17 protein-coding genes are annotated in these 17512 nt (G+C 53.1%); 9 read left to right on the top strand and 8 right to left on the bottom strand.

Annotated elements, in window-relative coordinates; translation table 11 throughout:
* Positions 1 to 115 precede the first annotated feature (115 nt).
* Positions 116 to 2959, bottom strand: coding sequence for an ATP-binding protein (locus tag ACN0TS_RS10800; protein ID WP_417259362.1), 2844 nt, complete (start codon positions 2957 to 2959; stop codon positions 116 to 118).
* 235 nt (positions 2960 to 3194) lie between these two features.
* Positions 3195 to 3938 (bottom strand): acyl-homoserine-lactone synthase, encoded by a 744-nt coding sequence (locus ACN0TS_RS10795; protein ID WP_417259361.1) that lies wholly within the window; start codon positions 3936 to 3938, stop codon positions 3195 to 3197.
* 370 nt (positions 3939 to 4308) lie between these two features.
* Here ACN0TS_RS10795 and ACN0TS_RS10790 point away from each other — a divergent pair, with 370 nt between their 5' ends.
* Positions 4309 to 5505 carry a sensor histidine kinase gene (locus ACN0TS_RS10790; protein ID WP_417259360.1) on the top strand — a complete coding sequence of 399 codons (1197 nt, stop codon included), beginning with the start codon at positions 4309 to 4311 and terminating at the stop codon, positions 5503 to 5505.
* 379 nt (positions 5506 to 5884) lie between these two features.
* Here the strand turns inward: ACN0TS_RS10790 and ACN0TS_RS10785 are convergent, their stop codons facing one another.
* A complete protein-coding gene (locus ACN0TS_RS10785; protein ID WP_417259359.1) occupies positions 5885 to 6199 on the bottom strand; it encodes an Arc family DNA-binding protein in 315 nt (104 codons plus the stop codon).
* Positions 6200 to 6283: 84 nt separating this feature from the next.
* On the opposite strand from ACN0TS_RS10785, the gene ACN0TS_RS10780 reads away from it, so the two are divergent.
* The 8 genes from ACN0TS_RS10780 to ACN0TS_RS10745 all read left to right on the top strand — a co-directional run bounded on the left by ACN0TS_RS10780 (position 6284) and on the right by ACN0TS_RS10745 (position 11512).
* Positions 6284 to 6478 carry an Arc family DNA-binding protein gene (locus ACN0TS_RS10780; RefSeq protein WP_417259358.1) on the top strand — a complete coding sequence of 65 codons (195 nt, stop codon included), beginning with the start codon at positions 6284 to 6286 and terminating at the stop codon, positions 6476 to 6478.
* Positions 6479 to 6501: 23 nt separating this feature from the next.
* Positions 6502 to 6693 (top strand): hypothetical protein, encoded by a 192-nt coding sequence (locus ACN0TS_RS10775; RefSeq protein WP_027259529.1) that lies wholly within the window; start codon positions 6502 to 6504, stop codon positions 6691 to 6693.
* Positions 6690 to 7721 carry a site-specific integrase gene (locus ACN0TS_RS10770; RefSeq protein ID WP_417259357.1) on the top strand — a complete coding sequence of 344 codons (1032 nt, stop codon included), beginning with the start codon at positions 6690 to 6692 and terminating at the stop codon, positions 7719 to 7721. Before ACN0TS_RS10775 ends, ACN0TS_RS10770 begins: the two co-directional genes overlap by 4 nt.
* A gap of 219 nt (positions 7722 to 7940) precedes the next feature.
* Positions 7941 to 8813 (top strand): helix-turn-helix domain-containing protein, encoded by an 873-nt coding sequence (locus ACN0TS_RS10765; RefSeq protein WP_417259356.1) that lies wholly within the window; start codon positions 7941 to 7943, stop codon positions 8811 to 8813.
* Positions 8810 to 9283, top strand: coding sequence for a plasmid mobilization protein (locus ACN0TS_RS10760; protein WP_417259355.1), 474 nt, complete (start codon positions 8810 to 8812; stop codon positions 9281 to 9283). The genes ACN0TS_RS10765 and ACN0TS_RS10760 overlap by 4 nt, the downstream gene beginning before the upstream one ends.
* Positions 9277 to 10800 carry a relaxase/mobilization nuclease domain-containing protein gene (locus ACN0TS_RS10755; protein WP_417259354.1) on the top strand — a complete coding sequence of 508 codons (1524 nt, stop codon included), beginning with the start codon at positions 9277 to 9279 and terminating at the stop codon, positions 10798 to 10800. Before ACN0TS_RS10760 ends, ACN0TS_RS10755 begins: the two co-directional genes overlap by 7 nt.
* A gap of 51 nt (positions 10801 to 10851) precedes the next feature.
* Positions 10852 to 11181 (top strand): type II toxin-antitoxin system RelE/ParE family toxin, encoded by a 330-nt coding sequence (locus ACN0TS_RS10750; RefSeq protein WP_085631393.1) that lies wholly within the window; start codon positions 10852 to 10854, stop codon positions 11179 to 11181.
* 1 nt (position 11182) lies between these two features.
* A complete protein-coding gene (locus ACN0TS_RS10745; protein WP_417259353.1) occupies positions 11183 to 11512 on the top strand; it encodes a DNA-binding protein in 330 nt (109 codons plus the stop codon).
* Positions 11513 to 11518: 6 nt separating this feature from the next.
* On the opposite strand, the gene ACN0TS_RS10740 is transcribed toward ACN0TS_RS10745, so the two are convergent.
* From ACN0TS_RS10740 to ACN0TS_RS10720, 5 genes are all read right to left on the bottom strand, one after another.
* Entirely contained in the window at positions 11519 to 12427 is a 909-nt protein-coding gene (locus tag ACN0TS_RS10740) for a restriction endonuclease (RefSeq protein WP_417259352.1), read from the bottom strand.
* Positions 12428 to 12901, bottom strand: a complete 474-nt coding sequence (locus ACN0TS_RS10735; RefSeq protein ID WP_417259351.1) for a hypothetical protein — start codon at positions 12899 to 12901, stop codon at positions 12428 to 12430.
* An 87-nt stretch (positions 12902 to 12988) separates the two neighbouring features.
* Positions 12989 to 16687: a TaqI-like C-terminal specificity domain-containing protein gene (locus tag ACN0TS_RS10730; protein ID WP_417259350.1), complete on the bottom strand. Its 3699-nt coding sequence runs from the start codon at positions 16685 to 16687 to the stop codon at positions 12989 to 12991.
* A gap of 11 nt (positions 16688 to 16698) precedes the next feature.
* Positions 16699 to 16983 carry a hypothetical protein gene (locus ACN0TS_RS10725; RefSeq protein WP_417259349.1) on the bottom strand — a complete coding sequence of 95 codons (285 nt, stop codon included), beginning with the start codon at positions 16981 to 16983 and terminating at the stop codon, positions 16699 to 16701.
* Positions 16984 to 16997: 14 nt separating this feature from the next.
* Positions 16998 to 17402 carry a helix-turn-helix domain-containing protein gene (locus ACN0TS_RS10720; RefSeq protein ID WP_417259348.1) on the bottom strand — a complete coding sequence of 135 codons (405 nt, stop codon included), beginning with the start codon at positions 17400 to 17402 and terminating at the stop codon, positions 16998 to 17000.
* Positions 17403 to 17512 lie beyond the last annotated feature (110 nt).

Here is a 17512-nt window from a genome sequence, read left to right as displayed (position 1 = left end):
GACTTATTCATAATCGATATTATGGATTCTCGACATAACTTTCACTCCAAACGGGGCTTCCATAAGGAACAATTAAGAAAGAACTATGTCAAATGGGTTTGGGGGAAGAGCTGCTTTAGGCTTTTGAGCACCAAAGCGGGAGCGCAAAGCTCATCGTCGTGCCTGTGCCGATCTCGCTTTTGACTTTGATCCAGCCATTCTGCGCGGCAATGAGATCCTTACAAATTGCCAAGCCAAGGCCGACGCCATTATTCCTGCGGTCTGTCCCGTCTTTGGCCTGCGCGAAACGGTCGAAGATCTGATTTTGCATTTCCTTGGAAATCCCGATGCCGAAATCCTGCACTTCGAATACAACCATATCGTTTTGTAGGGAGCTTCTGACTTCGACCAGCCCTTCGTCCGTAAACTTGTAGGCATTTCCCAGAAGGTTCGTCAGAATCTGGCGAAACCGCGTTTCGTCGGCATAGATGAGCGCATCTATCAGGTCGAATTTGATCTCAAGCCCCTTCTCGGAGGCGAGCGTCTGGGTCTGTTCGATCACAGAACTGGCGACCGCCGCGCTTTCGACACACCCCAGATTGAGCCGCAAATTATTGGCTTCGATACGCGCCAGATCAAGCATGTCGTCGATGAGGGCTTTCAACTGTGTGCCAGCGGCCTGAATCCGTCCGGTAAACTGGCCGATATCCTTTTCAAACTGCTCCAATGCCGTTCGGATAGTGGCCTCGTCGCCCGAAGACAGGGACTCTCTCAAAGCGTTGTGGCTGGGCAGTTTGGTGTGATTGGCGAGAAAACTATTGAACCCTAGAACAGCCGTGAGCGGCGTTCGGAGCTCATGGCTTATCATATTCAGAAATTGGGTTTTCGCCTCGTCGGCCTGCTTTGCTTCACGCAATGCCTGATAGAGCGGCGTGACGTCCGCGGCCATACCTATATAGCCGGTAAAGAGACCTTCCGGCGAATAAAGCGGCTTGCCACTCATGCGCACCCATTTGATTGTGTCGGGCGTGAAGCTGTGACTAAAAATAATGTCGCGAAACGGCTCCTGTGCGATCATCTTTTGCACCATCTCGCCGAAAGGGGTCTCGGCGGTCGTAGGTAGGGGGCCAAAAATCTCGGCACGGGTTTTGCCGATGTTGTCTTTGCGATCGACCAGCATTGCACGCGAAAACCCCTCCGAAATATGGGTCAGACGCATTTCGGCATCCTGTTCCCAATACCATTCCGATGTCATGTCCGCGACGGCCTGCAAACGTTGTTCCGCTTCGTCGCGTTTGCGCAGGGCCGCGCGCAACTCTGTGTTAGAGGCCTCGATCTGGCGTTGTTGCTCGCGCAGGTCGGTGATTTCCACGCGGAACATGACAAGTCCGCCTTCTGAGGTGCGGCGCGTGTAATAACGGAACCAGCGGCCTTCACTATAGCGGACTTCGATCTGCGATGTCTCGTCCTGAAGTGTTTGTGTGATGAGTTTGTAATCATCGACCGGTTTGCCCTGAACCAGCACCAGTTTGGAAATTTCTACGCGACGCCTGACAAGATCTTCGATCGGCCGGCCCATGGCCAAATCGCGGTTGACCCCTTCAAATTTCTCGCTTGCTACAGTGTTGAACAAGACCAAACGATCATTGGCATCAAAAAGCCAGAACCCGACAGGAAGTGCATCAATGGCGTCGTTGAGCCGTTGCTCCGCGACTTTCGCGCGCTCACGGCTTTGCAGTGTTTCGGTGATATCGTTCAGGATCATGACGCGACCGCCGGAACTGGTTGTATGTTCCAGAATTTGCAGCCATGTGCCATCGCTCAGGGCGGCGGTGTTCCTCTCGCCGCGCACAGTGAGGCGCTGTAGCTGCTCCTTGACCCAGCCTTCTTCATCGTCAATCGGTATTTTGAAAATGTTATGACGCAGCGTCGCGCGTAGAAGGCTTTCGCGCGACGCGCCTCTGTGAACCGAAGACGCGGCATCACCAAGCAATTCGGCAAAACGGTCATTGAACAATTCAATGCGATCATTTGCATCAAACAGGACAAAGCCAGATGGAGCCGTATCGAGAGCCGTTTTGATGTGATGTGCCGCGCGCCGGTTTCGTCGGCGTAAAACATGCAAATATCGGGTCAGCATCATCGCGAGGACACCGCCGATGAGAAGCAGTGTCAGAATCCGGCTTTCGCGACTGGGAATAAGACTTGGCGTCTCGCGAGGGATAAGGGCCAGATTCCAGACCGTTCCAAGGATCGGAAGCGTAGATATAGCTTGTGCGTCATTCAGCGTCGCAAGGTTCCCGTAGACCGGCTGTCGTGACTGTGTCTCGCTCTCCACACTCAACCCAATATCGTATCGTTCAGAGAACCTATCCAGACCCAGCTCATCGAGAAATGCTTCGGTCGAGAAAACGAGAGAGACGATGTCAGTATTTTCGGGCCCATCTCCATCCGTGCTCTTGGTAGAAACAGGCTGACGCATGACAAATCCGGAATATTCCCTGAGAAGCCATGTTGGCCCGCTCAGACGGGTGCTGCCTTCCTGACGAACCTTTTCCAATTCCAGAAGTTGTTCCGGGCGCTCGGCTAGGTCGCGTCCGAGCAAGTTTTCCATAGATAGCGTCGAATAGAGGTGCGTCACTATCGTGCCGTTTACGATGGCGATCGTATCAATGGATGGATCTTCGACATTTATCGCCTCCCCAAATGCGTAAAATTCGTCTTGGGTTATGTCCGGATTGATGGTGAACGCCGCAGAAACACTACGGGAAATCAGGTGTTTGTTGCTGAACGATTGCTGGATTTTGGCGGCAATTTCGGAACGTGCAGCGAAGAGATCCTGCCTTTGTTCCTCGCGCAGCTCATTCAGTTCAGTGTAGGACAGCATCAGGTAGGCGGCGATGCAGATGAGGAGGATTGCGATATATGACGCAGCCTCAATCAGGCATTCGATCAGTTTGTCGGTGATCTTTTGGGGCATCAACTTTAACCGGTTCCTACTGCGCAGCCGACTTTGCCCGCTTCGCAAAACACATATACTCAATCACAACCTTCCAGAGAATGAATAGTTGCCTTCTCGCGCCACAGGATGGGTGAAGACCGGCGCAATTACCAGATGTATAATCTGAAAAGCAAAGGGCCGCTTATAATCGTAGACTTTACACAGCCGGCGTGAGGCACGTGAAAGACCTGAAAGTGTAGAGCAATCGTCACCCCTACATGGCGCCGACTTTTGCGACATGCATCAATGCGGCTTGTGAAGTGTCGGTGTCGAATGTCACACGCGGACCAACGGGCAGGGCGCTCATGCCGAGTCGCTCCAGCCAGCGTTTGAAGACATAGGGGACAATCCCGATGACGTGGGTCGCGCCTTCGGCAACTGCGGTGCAAGCCATTTCATGCATGAGCCGCGTCTGCACTCTGATGCGCCGGTTGGCGGGGACTTCCGGTGTGATGAACAGGCGGCTAGCTTCCCAGACCCAGTCGGACACAGGCGCATCTTCGTAAAGGATATAGGGCGGGATCGTATCAATGATGCCGTCCTTGGCGTCTTTGAGCATATAGGTATGGCAACCACAGCGCGCCGTAGTTGGCAGAAGCCTGATTCCTGCCACCACCTGCCCATATTCATGCAGGACAACCGTGCGGCTTTGGGGCGTGTCATACTGGTCGAACTCCATGCCGGAGGTCTGCGGCAGGTCCCAGCCTTTGGTGTCGATAAAGACCCGTTTGCGCGCCTTGAGGGCCTCGACATAAAGTTCGCCATGCAAATGGTTGTTCTCAACTGACAGAACCGTTGCACGAATGTGGTCATTCTGCGCGGTTTTGGCGGCGATGGCCTTTTGACGTTTCTGATAGGTCCGCACTTTACCTGCGGCACCAGTGTCCGCCCATGGCATCAGGTCGGGAAGTCGATCATGTCCGGGTGCGCCCCGTCTGGAATCCGAATGCAAAGTCATATGTTTGTGCCTCAGTTAAAATTTTTTCGTGACGACTTATGCTTGGCCGATATGTTCAGTGAACACATTTATGCCACATTTCCAATAGATAATTCACCCTACAGGGTTGGGGCGTTACTTTTGTGCAATTGTAAGTTGTGTTATCGATGAGGGTATATTGGCTGAAGGCGGGGGCTCGATGAAATCTTTCTATACCTTTCTGGAGAAAGCGCTCGGGTCCGAACGCCACCTTCCGCGCGGAGAGTATAAACGCCGTCTTCTCGACTATGTGGAAACAGGGCAGAGGCTCTTTGTTCAACGATTTTTGATCTATGGAATCGCAATTTTCCTTTCGGGGGCCTATTATAGTTGGCCCTTGGCTGCGGTTTTCATGTATCTGGTCATCCAGTTTGAAATCTATGACTTTTTCGTCGCGCGCCGTGTCCGCACGCAAGACGTCTGGACCGCAAAGGCCATTCGCTCTGTTTTGTTCAAACTTTTTCTGGGAACGGTCCTCAGCGGTATAACCGTCTCGCTTTTTGCGATTTCGTTCGCCATGCAACAATCTCCCGAAAGCGGGCACTTCATGCCGATGTTCATGCTGGTTTCGGCGTCTATTTTCGCCACGATGAACAATCATCAGTTTCTGTCGCTTCTGGCTACACGTCTGCTCATTTATGTGGCAGCGATCATCTATATTCCGGTCCATGACCTTATACTCACCTCGGCACCGCTTGGCTCCGATATCTGGCTCCATTTTTTTACAGTGGTTTTCGTGCTGGGGTTTCTGTTCGAACTGGCTCGGAATTTCGTATCCAATTATAGCGATGCGCTAAAAAACCTGATGGACCTTGAGGACAAACACCAACAGGTAAAAATGGCATTTCAGGCTAAAACCGAATTTGTCGGCACCGTCAGTCACGAACTTCGCACGCCGCTGACTTCGATCAAAGGTGCGCTGGACCTGATGAATTCGGGGGTCTTGGGTGATGTTCCTGAGAAGATGAAATCCCCGATCAAGATCGCGCAACGGAATGCGATACGCCTGTCCGCCATGGTCGAAGATTTGCTCCTGCTCCAGCGCATTGATGCAGGGCGGCTGGATTTCACCTATGAAAGGGTCGAGCTAAACACCTTCCTGCAGGATGTTGTCGACCGTTTCCTGCCGTTTGCAGATTATAAAAAAGTGACTGTGCTCGAAACGGTGGCTGAAGGGGATTTCTTTGTCGATTGTGACGAGAAACGCATCGAGCAGGTTATCAGCAACCTTCTCTCAAATGCGGCCAAATTTTCGGAAGCTGGCGGAAAGATTACCGTGGGACTGGAGAGGTTCGGGAACCGCGCGCGTATTTCTGTGGCAGATGAAGGGATCGGGATTCCGAAAGACACAGGGGACCGCATTTTCGAGGCTTTCAATCAGCTCGACACCTCGGCTTCGAGGAAGTTCGAGGGAACTGGGCTCGGACTGAATATTTCACGCAAAATCGTCGAAGCGCATGATGGGCTGCTCAGTTACGAAAGCGAGCTTGGTAAGGGGACTACTTTCTTTGTTGATCTGCCAATTCATCATGACGGAGTTGTGTCGTAGTTCACGCCGCAGGCGTAGTTTCAATTTTGTAACCTGGACAACTCGCGGGACACTTGTGGGGTTACTGTAGCTTGTCCGGGTTAAATATCGACATCAGTGGTCTGGAATTCGACTTTGTGCGCTCGATCCGCGTCTGGGATGTTCGGTACTACAGTCATTGCGAAACTGGGCGCGATGTTGATTTCTAGGAGTTACAACATGCGCCTCGGGATTCCGGCACGCAGGGCGAATTCGGCTGGCAACGCACAACACCAGCCGCCGCCCCAAAATGGGCTCAGCCATCACGGCGCTGTTCGTCATCGAATTGGAGGCGCGGGGTCAGCGTCGAATGGGAAAATCACGAAGGCAACCACAGATATGAGTGGATGGTCTACTAAGGCTATTTTCCGATGTCCTTCATGCGTTCCGCGATATCTCCCGCAATGCGCTCATACAGGGCGGCTTGCTTGTCTCTGGGCGTTCCGGGTTTCGGCTTCCTTCGGCGGATGCGTTTGGCGAGCCACAAGAGCAACTTCGCGGCAGGGTCATCCAATTTTTCCGGCACAGGAACTGGATAGTTTTCTTCGAGGAGGGCAACGACCTCAGCATTCATGCTGCGGTGGTTGGCCTCGGCCGCGAGGCGTATTCGATCGCGCAGGCCATCTGGAAGCCGCACGATGAACTTATCCTGATTTTGAGAGCTTTGTTCTGACATGGTGGCACTGTGCCATAAAAAGCAATTGACGCAATAGTGGCTAAATGCCACTAACAGGGTGTGGTTTCAACCTGGAGGCGTTTCATGAGCAGTCGTAAACCAATGCAACTTCGGCTTCCGCAAGAGCTCAAAGAGTGGATCAAGGCGGAGTCAGATCGCAATGGAAATTCTCAAAATTCAGAAGTGATCCGCGCCATTCGCGCGGCAAAGGATAGATGTTCGGCATCTAGTGCATTTGGGAAAATCACTATGGATCAGGGTGATAATGCGCGTTGTTAACGATTAAGAGAGGTGTCGGTCAGATGACCAAAGCAAGTGTGCAGACAAAGGCGAGGCAGGCAGCCTCCGCCTTCATCCGCGAGGCGCGGGAGGCAGGTTGGCAGCGGGCAAAATTTGAGATCAAGCCTGATGGCAGTGTCATCGTCGATGCCAACATGGTCGCGCCAGAGGCGGCAGACGACTTTCTCAACAGTGACTTGAGAATGGGCGAATGACTCGCAAGAGCTTGCCCAAATACGTCTACAATGACCGGGGGTATCTCCGGTTCATCCGGCGTTCGCGCGGTATTTCGGTCATGATGCACGAGGAAGCGGGCACGCCGGAATTTTGGGATCACTACAATCGCCTGCTGAAAGGAAAACCAGCGCCTGCGCCGGTGAAGCGCAATTTTGAGGCGTTGATCCTTAGCTACTACGAGAGCGACGCCTACAAGAAGCTGAAGCCTCGGACGAGATCCGACTATAGGCGGTACATCAGCCACATTCGTGAGATCTGGGCCGACAAAGACCCGGCCAGGATCGAAACCCATCACATTTATGAATTGCACCGCGCTAATGCGGATCATTGGCGGCAAGCCAACTATCTTGTTCAGGTCATGGTCGTCTTGATGAACCACGCACGATTGATCGGCTTCATCAAGAAAGAGCACGGCAATCCAGCGAAGGGCATTCCGCTTTTCAAGCAGCAAAGCGACGGCTGGGAACCTTGGCCGGATGATGTTCGTGCCGAGTTCGAAGCACTGGCTTCAAAGAGAGCGCGGCTGGTCTACGAGCTTTGCGTTGGTACAGGCCAGCGCATCGGTGATGTTGTGAAGATGAGGTGGGAGCACTTCTCCGATGAAGGATTTGATTTCACCCAAGGCAAAACCGACAAGCCATTGTGGATCCCGCTCACCGACCGCTTGAAAGCCCATCTCGACGGGCTCGCACGAACGGACGGCACTGTTGTGACCGACGCCAAGGGTCGACCAGTGAGCTACCGGATCGTTGCGGAGGAAATGCGCACCATCAAAAAGAAGATGAAGCACAAAAAGGCGAGCTACTACAAAACGCACGGGCTCAGGAAAAACGCGACGATCGAACTTTATCTGGCTGGATGTGATGACGAGATGGTCAAGGCCGTCACCGGCCACTCAGGTGTTGAGATGCTAAAAAAATACGGCGGGCCGATCCGGCAAAGGGAGCTCGCGAAGCGCGCTCAAGAGGCAAGAAATCAAATGGAACGAAGCAAGACCGAAACGTGAAAGTTTCAACGGTTGTTTCAAAAATGGCAGTGAAGGAGAAGGCGGATGACGCAAGTCATTGATTTTATTGGAGGCGAGTACCGGAATCGAACCGGTGTTCACGGATTTGCAATCCAGTGTATTTAGCATTAAAAACAATATCTTAGGGCCTAAAAAGTATCAGGACATTTGCCGAACAAGTCGCGAACCTGATACCCCCATTCTGGCAGGCTTAAAGCCATGAGCGGTATGGCTTTGATTTGGGCCGCGAACGTTAAGGGCCTGAAACCCGCCGCGAAGATCGTGCTTATCCAGCTGGCGGACTTCCACAACAAAGAAACTGGCCAGTGCAATCCAAGCGCTCAGCGGTTGGCCGACGAGTGCGAGATGGGCCGCGCAACGCTGTTCCGGCACATGACCACCTTAGAGGAATGTGGCCTTGTCACACGCCACGCCCGTGGGGACGGGGATGGTGGGCGCGGGTCTAACCAGTATGAGCTGCACCTCGATATTACCCTTGGTCCAAGCGCGCGCCCAAAGGCCGGGGGTGGCGGTCCTGATGGGGTTGAGTCTCAAAATGGGACGGGGGGAAACGTCTCAAAAACGAGGAGGAAAAGTCTCAAGGGTGAGACGGGGGTAGTCTCAAAACGAGACAGGAACCTTACCATAGAACCTGTAAAAGAACCTCCTTCGCGCAGGCGCGAGGCGGAGGAGGCTGAGAAGATTTTGGCAGCCTATCCGCCGGACCGATTGCGCTGCAAAACGGCGTGTCTTGCCCAGATCGAAGAAGCCATAAAGGAAGGGATCGCAGCAGAGGACTTGCTTCAGGCCGTCCAATCCTACGTGACCGACAGCGCGGGCTTTACCCGCTCCAAGGTTTGCTTTTCCGACAACTGGTTTCAGTCGCGGCGCTGGCAGGCCTATGTCGAGAAGCAGGCGGAAGATCGAGAAAAGGCGGCGGCGTTGCAGGCCGATCACCACAAACGGCTGGCATGCTGGATAAGTGATCGCAGCCCGATGTGTAAACACATCACAGCCAAACAGATCGACGGATTGCTGGCGTCGAAACTGGTGACGCGGGCGCAAATTCAAGCCGCAGGCCTCAGATCATGACCGTTACCGATCCCAACGAAGAGCAAACAGCAAGGCGACCCATGTCATACGCTGACGCTGCTGACACGGGACCTTGCGAGGGGCGGCAAGCCTCCCCTTCGAACCCCACCGGCACGGGAAAATCCCGCACCAAAGAGCCGCTGACCGAAACCTTCGTCTTCCGCTGCACCGCGTCCGAGAAGGCTCAGTTGCGCGCCAAGGCGGAGGCTGCTGGCCTGCCCGCCGCGACGCTCCTGCGCGAGGCGCTTGGCCTGACTGAAGCGCGCCGCCGCAAGCCCGTGCCGCGTATCGATCCGGCGCTGGTGCTGGCCGTCGGGCGCATTGGCGGCAACCTCAACCAAATCGCGCGCTGGCTGAACCGCGCGATGCTGGCGGGGCGCGTTAATCTTGACGCGCTCACCGTTGCCCGCCGCCTGCTGACCATCGAGCGCCAGCTTGCCCAGATCATCGAGGCCGCCCGCCGATGCTGATCAAGTTCTTCCGCAACGGCAAAGGCGCGGGCGCTGGTCCGGTCGGCTACCTCGTCGCGGACAAGGTGCTGGCCTATGACGACAACCGCGACCTGATCCGCGATGCAGACGGCCAACCGATGATCGTCACGCGCGAACCCTTGCCAGAGGTTCTACGCGGCAACCCCGGCCGCACTGAGGCGCTGATCGACGCCAGCCGTCACCAGTGGACCTACCGTGCAGGCGTGATCAGCTTTGCCGCCGAGGATGCCCCGACCGAGGATCAACAGGCTGAGGTCATGGACCGCTTCGAACAACTGGCCTTCGCGGGGCTGAACCCTGAGCAATATGACGTGCTCTGGGTCCGACATACCCACGAAGACCGCGTTGAGCTTCACTTCTGCACGCCGCGCTTGGAGCTGACCTCAGGGCGGAGTCTGAACATTGCGCCACCCGGCTATGAGAAAGCCTTCGACAGTTTGCGCGATGTGATGAATCAGCGCCACGGCTGGGCCGATCCGATGGAGTTGGAGCGCATCCAAGAGGTCCGCGACATCATCGAGACGCCGACCCGCGCCCAAGGCCGCGACGAGCTGCATGCTTGGCTGCAAGACCAGATCAGCGTCGGCCTGATCACCGACCGCGCCACCATGATCGATGCCCTCACAGATGCAGGCTACGACCTGCCGCGCGTCGGCAAAGCTTACCTAACCGCCCGTGATCCCGACACAGATGAACGCTGGCGTTTGAAAGGAGGTATTTTCCATGAAGACTGGCAAGCCGACACGGCTAAGCGAGAAGCTGAACGCGGAGCTGGACACGATCCGGCAGGACTACGCCGCCTCGATGGCATCGCAGCTGGAGAGCTTCAGGACCGATTTGAGCACCATTGCGACCATCGCGCATCGTACAATCGAGACCGATACCCGCACCTTTCTGCGACAGAACAAGAGTTGGCTGACGATCTCGCCCTGGCTGATCACGGGGGCATTCTTAGTGGGGATCGTCTCGATGATGGCCGCGAGCTTGCTCTGGACGCTGATACTGGCGAACTCCGAGATGACGGACTTGGGCCTGACGCGGATCGACAGGGAGGACGGGACATGGCTGGTGCTGGACCCGACCAAGACGCGCCTGAGGACTTGCACGCTAGCCGGCAGGTCAGTGGCCTGCATCAAGATCGAGGAGGATTAGATGACGACACCCCTGACAGCCTTGGAACGCGACTTGCTCGCCTGCGTCGAGCGGTTGGTGACGGCCTGCGAGGTCTCAGCAAAGGAATTGAGCGGGTTAGAGGAACGCTCGACGACCAGGATGCAGAGCCAGATGGATGGATTGGCCGCTTGCGTGTCAGTGCTCATACAATCGCAAACGGCGTCGGTGGCTGCGTTGCACGGCTTGTTGAGCGAGGGGCAGAACTACGGGAGGCTGCGCACGCAACTCGAGACCAGCTTGAAATTAGTGAAAGCCGCCGAGACGCAATTGAAACAGAACTAGAGACGCGGGAGGTCGAGATGGACCGAGGGATGACGCATTGATGAGCCAAAACCGATTGACAAATGGTAACGTATATGTCACCAATATCTGCAATGAATAAGCTTGTTGTCTATGTCACCGAAGCGGGGAAAACACCGTTCGACGATTGGTTCAATGGTCTGGATACGGCGGCAGCATTGAAAGTGCGAACCGCTCTTGCACGGATCGAGACAGGCAATCTTGGCGATGTGAAGCCAGTCGGACAAGGCGTGTCAGAGCGGCGCATTACCTTCGGCCCCGGCTACCGTGTCTACTTTGGCAAAGACGGCGATACGCTTGTGATCCTGCTCTGTGGCGGCACGAAAAAACGCCAGTCGAAAGACATCGAGCAGGCAAAAGCATATTGGGACGACTACAAGGCCCGCAAAGAGAAAGGCGACTGACATGCCCCTGACGAAAGACTTCAAAGACACGATCAAGGCCCGCGCTGAGCGCGATCCTGAATTTCGTGCAGGACTGTTTCGCGAAGCAATCGAAGCGATGCTCAGCGACGACCTAGAGACCGGCAAGCTGCTGCTACGCGACTACGTCAATGCCACGGTGGGGTTTGAGGCCTTGGCGCAAGACATGGACAAGGACCCCAAGAGCCTGATGCGAATGCTCAGCGCCAAGGGCAATCCGCGCGCGGATAATCTGCTGGCGATGGTGTCGCGGTTGAAGCAGCGCGAAGGGATGGCGTTTTCGATGGTGCAGGACGTAGAACACCGTGTTTAGGCTTTCCTAGATGCCATCAAACCAAGAGGTTTTGATTTGGATTTTTTCGATCATTTCAGTTTCCACACCTAGCCGGTTTTCCTTCAGGAGATCGCACAGGCGGTCGCCGTCGATAAGGTCGATAGCGATTGCGCCGTCACGCGTCGCTTCATCTGAAGCCTGACTGGTGAAATGCCCTGTGGTGATAAACAGCCCCTTATCGGCGCGGCCTTGCAGAGCGCCTCGGAAATCGCGGATTTCCTTAGAGCCCACGCTTCCCTTCCAGCGTTTGCACTGAAAGTAAACCTGGAACGAAACAAGGTTCACACGAAGAACCCCAACCCCGTCAATGCCCCCATCACCAGACTTGCCGCGCACCTCCACCTTTGTGAATCCAGCCTCGCGCAAAAGCCGCTGTGCTAGGCGTTCAAATGCGGCGGGGTCCATCTTGCCAAGGACAGACAGCAACGCCGATTTCCAATCCTCTTCATCATCGGGACCGTCCTCGGCCAGCATCTCAATCTCACTGGCTTGGCTAGATTTGGCCCCTTTGGCCGCAAGCCGTTTGAGGCGGGCGCGTTCACGCTCTTCCAAAGCTACCTGATCATAAATCGCGCGTGTTTCTTCAACGCTGGTGATTGCGGAACCGCCTTCGGTCAGGGCCCAGACCCCCCTAGAGGAGTTGTTTAGGGCCTTTCCGCGTTTGAGATACGTGCGTGCCCAAGCGAGATAATAATTCACGCGTGTACGGTTTTCATCGCGTGGCATGGTGAAGGCCTGTTCGACCTCGGTCACGCCTTCCAGCTCGATCACCTTCTCATCAAGCTCCTGAATAGTCGCAGAGCCACCGAGGTCCTTTAGCGCCTCAACGGTAACGAGCATCATCCCCGCAAGGTCTGGCAGAGTCTCTGCATCAATTTCAAAGCGTCGCGACATTCAATTTCCTTTCTGCCAGCCGACCAAGGTTCGGGCGGCGGATAAAATGCTATTTCGGGATCGCATCAGCAGTCGCGCTTCGACATCGTCCCAAGGTACCATCTTGCGCAGCGCGGCGCATTGGCTGGCGTTTTTGTGGGGCGCTGAAACAACAGCCTCGAAGGCGTGTTCTAGCGTGTCGTTGGGAACTTCGACCGCCTCGGTCAACCAAAACAGCATTGGTGCACATTGGATGTGGTTGTAAATATACCGTGCATCGCGGGGCTGACCGGTTAGGCGGCCATAAGCACCGGGGCCGTCGTATTCGGCGAGCCATCCGAGCCAGTGTTCCTTTTGGCTACCATACCACGCATTGCCGAAGCCCACGCCTTCCTGCAGCGCCTGTTCGAGCTGTTTGTGCTTTGGCGTGTCAGCGTCTAGCCGTTTGATCTTTCGCCGCAATTGCCGCGCATTCATTACGCTTTGTGCCGCCATGCTAAATCGCGCTTTCGAGCAGTTTGATTTCGTCGTCGATTAGGTCGAACAGGGCGTAGTCTTGAATGTCATTGAGAACTGACATAGTCACTTGCCCACTATTTTGCCCAATCTATCAAAATATTGCTCCACCATCTCAATTTCCGCGCCTGACAAGCCGTAGAGGCTGAAAACGTCACGCTCATTTTCATCATCCAATTCCTTGAATTTTTCAGATAAATCACCATTGCTTGCCATCGCAATGAGTTGCATGGTCCGCGTCGAAATTTTTGATACCAAGTCCTCATTTCCAGCCAATTCGGGCAATGGAAATGTCTTAAGATCATTCACGAGAATTTTGGGGAATGCGCCTTTCGTTGCTTTAGGAGATGAATTGAAATGGAAAAAGCTAGCAACTTTGGAGTTCAAGATCGCAAGTAGCACATGCCGATCAAACTCCTGATCATTCTCAACCAAGATATTGATGAGCGCAGGATCGTTGTACAGCTCTTCCTGAGTGTATGCCGCAAAAACTCTTGGGTTTGTGATCTCTCGAACCAAAATCCGTGGTTTTTGAAAAAACTCTGGTTGCCTTGGGTTCGCGAGTTTCGAGGAATACTCCACATACTCTCGCTGGTTCCACTTGACGGAAAACCGAGTTACGTCTTCACCTTTAAGCCAAGGAGAATTGGTGCTTGTCGCATTCTCTGAATGATAAACTCGATTCTTGATTACTTCTTCGGATTGACCTCGGTATTTGTCATAGGCAATCAGGCCCTGGGAAATCAACGGGAAGCGATCCTTGAGCTGTTGACCAACGTTTCGGATCTTCGAAACGGCGCTCATAACCTTTGCATCCAGTCGAAACACGAGGCCCCAGTTCCCGATATTTTCTGAAAGAACGTTGACGGGTGCGTTTTCAATCGGTTGCAATAGGTAGGAGGAAACATCTTTGCTTTGCCCGGTTCGTCGAAAATTTACACCTTCCGATCCAACACGACGGCGACCGTGAATTATGACATTGTGTACAACGATTCCGTCAAAAACTGTGAAGCCTGTAAGGTCATCAATGTGTAGGTCTTTCCAATCGTGAAGAAGCTGCTCCCGATAACTCTTTGCAAAAAAGTTGAACAGAATCGTGTTTGGAATGATCTGGCAGGTATGTCCTTCTAACTTAGCAATTCGCGATGCCAAGTTTATGAAAAGATAGTATATTTCATAATCAGGCACCTTTCCTAAGGCACTAATTATGTGGGTACGCATAGGTTCTTGAATCGATACCCCGTAAGGCGGGTTTGCAATCACCACATCGAACCCGATGTACTTGCCCTTATCATCAAGCACCTCAGGAAATTCAAACCGCCACTCTAGAGCGCCCAGAAAAGTTTTCCGTTGAAGTAGCTTCTCGCGGTCACCCTCAAGTCGTTGAATGCGTTCTCGGGTTACCTTCAGTTTCGCCTCAATTTTCTTGTTTTGCTCTTCATCTAAGAAGAGGTCGTCCTGAGCTTCTTTTGCACGCAGTCCAGCAATTTCGGCATCAATCTGCTTAGTAATTCGTCCCAGTTCCTCCTCATGGAACTGGGTTTTGACACTGTCGATTTTTGCTTGAAGTTGGCGCTTAACGTCTTTGCTTTTTGATCTTTTATAGTCTCTCACTAGTTTCCGATACTCAGACACCGTGAGTTTTGCCTTCTTGAAGGCTTCAGACAGGTTTTGATCTAGTGTGAACCGCGACAGGAGTGAGTTGCCACATTTGATGTTGATGTCAATGTTTGGCAGCGTTTCGAGTTGAGAGTCTTGGCCGTCCCGATAATAAGCGCTCTTAAGAAGTTCGATCCATAGTCTAAGCTGGCAAATACGCACCGAATTTGAGTTGATATCCACACCAAACAAGCAGTTCTCGATCAGCTTTTGCTTCTCGTGAAAAAGGGTTTGCTGAACCTGCTGAAGGCGCTTCGGCACTTTGGTGCCGTGCACTTGATAGGCGAAGACCTCGTCTGTGTCCGCATTCACAACTATTAGTTCATCGTTGTCCACCTCGACGACATAGTCAGACAACCGGTTGCCTTCTGCATCGGCCAAGATGCCAAGTCTAGACTTGAGCGCAATCAGTTCATTGAGACATGAAACAAGGAAGTGACCCGATCCAACCGCAGGATCACAGATCTTCAGATTGTCGATCACTGCGTTATGACGTAGTGTTGCTGACTTGGATCGATCATCGGAAATGTTGTTTCGGAGATCTTCCGTGTCGGTGAGCGTCCAGCTTGGGTTTTCCTTTTGAAAGGCTTCAAGGACGGTTTTCTCGATCACCTTTCGCGCCATGTACATCGTAACGAAGCCTGGCGTGAATATCGCGCCTTCTTTGTATCCATTGATTTTTTCAAAGATCAAACCAAGTACGGCAGCGTTGATTATGGTCTTGCTTTCCTCCTGAACAACCCCATTGCCAACGGTTCCGAAGTCATATGCATCAAGAAAATCAAAGATATAGGCCAAGGTTCCTTTCCTTCCTGAGGCGCGTCGGCCAGTCGCGTCACGAAGGACGGTTCGGCTGAACAGTGGTGCGTCCAGTCCGTTAGTCAGGTCACTTATTCTGAAAGATTTCTCCAATTTGGTGCGTTCGAAAAGAGAACTGTTGAGGTAAGGCACCTTTTCGTATTTTGCCGTTATATGGGGGTCCCGTTCAGACGGCGCAAAAGCAAGTACCTTGAAGAACAGATCCGACAGATCATCAAAGTCGGCGACCATTGAAGTCGATAGAAACTTGTACGACGGGTCTTGACCGTGGAACTTGAAGATTTGGGCTTCTAGTAGCTTCAAGAAGAGCAGACGGTTGACCCATGTAAGGCATAGTTCCAAGGCGATATTGAACTCGCGTTCATCATTCGATGAACCGTAGGTCTGAATCATTGTCGGATCATTGAAGTCGTCTTGATACCTTATTTGGCTGATTGCATTTTCCAAAAGTGAGCCAGGATTTCGCTTGGACGCTTCGAGGCGGCCGATCACACGCTTTGCGCCTTCCTTTCTTTCTTCCAGCCCGATGAGATGAAGCAGCTCATCATAAAAGGCTTTGTTCAGGCTGTTACTATCGTTCGACAGTTCTTTAGCGATCAAGCCATGAGGGCTGAGCAGCTTGAATAGTTTGACGAACGCTTTGTCGTCGGCACCATTCTTGAGTTTCGTTTTGTAGCTCCTCAAGTCAATGTGGACTGCCTTGAGTTCGGCTTCGTTGGCAGCGATGAATTTCGCAGCTATCTCTTTGTAAAAGAAATCGGTGGTGCTATCGGACTTCTTACCTGCGGCCCAGTCTTGGAAATCCTTTCTCAAAACCTTGTTTTGATAAAATGTTCTCTCAAAATCAGATGCTTGGAAGACATACATCTCGAATTCTGTGCAGATTACAACGTGACGAATATCTGTATTGCCTGCGTGCCGCTCCCGAAAGAAGTATAGAATGAGTTCGTGCAACGCCTTACGATTGATATCATCTTGCCGGATCATGTCAGCTTTGTTGAGTTCGCGCTTGGCCTCAAACAAGACTGCGGCGGGACTGCCCTTGCCGCCAGTCCGAATAACGAAGTCGATATCACCATATTGTTCAATCGTATGCGACGGTTGGTAAGTTGGCTTGAGTAGTCCCATGAAGTGGGTCTTGAGGTTTTCTTCAGTTTCCTTGCTGTCAATGTGACCCAGATAGAACTCCAAATCGCGCCCGAACTGCTCTACGTCCGTCCGAGCTGGTCGGTGCGCTTTCAACGCTGGAGAAAGTTTCTCAGAAATGGTTTGGGTTACTAACTTCATTCAAATGCTCACTAGTTGTCAAAAATGCTAAGCTCTTGCCGCCGATGCTTCATCAAAATCCGCAGGAATTTCTGTCCGATTAGGATGGCCATCGGGCCTAGGACGACCAGCGCGAGGTAAAGGGACCGCGCGATGTCCCAATCCGGTTGGCCCGATGTTGCAATCATTCCCGTGCCGCCGACCAGCAGAGATATCGCGCCGGCTACGCCGATCTGGCGGGCGAAGGTGAACACTTCTTGGTCGCAAGAGTCCAAGTCTGACTTTAAGGATTTAGGTGGTTGAGTCGTGTCGGTCATAGCGGTTCTCATGCTTAAAGCGTGTCAAAGTAATGGCTGGCCACCTGTGCCGGTGTTTCGCCGGTTTGCGCAGATTGCGCGGCGACAAAGCCGATGATTTTGGCAAGCTTGTCGATAGGAAGGTTCGTTCCCCGCCCGTAAGCTTCTGATAAGACGGCGATGGCGCAGGCCTCAGCCAGTTCAGGATCGTCGCTCTTATGGACCTTGCCGCGCCCGGTCAGCAGCCATTCAAGGGTTACGCCGAACCCCTCGCTTATCTTGACGGCCGCTAGGGCCGGAAGTTCGCGCTTTTCTTGCTCGTAATACTTGTAAGTCCGATCTGACACATCGATGGCCGCAGCCATGACCGGCTGGGTCAGATCGTTTTTCTTGCGAATTTCTCGTAGGCGAAGGCCTATTCCGGACAAGTTTGTTGACAAGGTGCACCTTAGGTTACTACAAGTGCATAAAGCTGCACTTGTAGCGAGTTGTGAGCAATTCTGTTCACTCTTGCAGTGTTTTCAACCGAATTTCAACGTAAAGGTGAGCT

Origin of the sequence: Celeribacter sp. (assembly GCF_048266405.1) — a bacterium.
In the GTDB taxonomy this organism is placed as follows: Bacteria; Pseudomonadota; Alphaproteobacteria; order Rhodobacterales; family Rhodobacteraceae; genus Celeribacter.
Note: the sequence above shows the minus strand (reverse complement) of the source record. Positions and strands in the feature narration are given on the sequence as shown.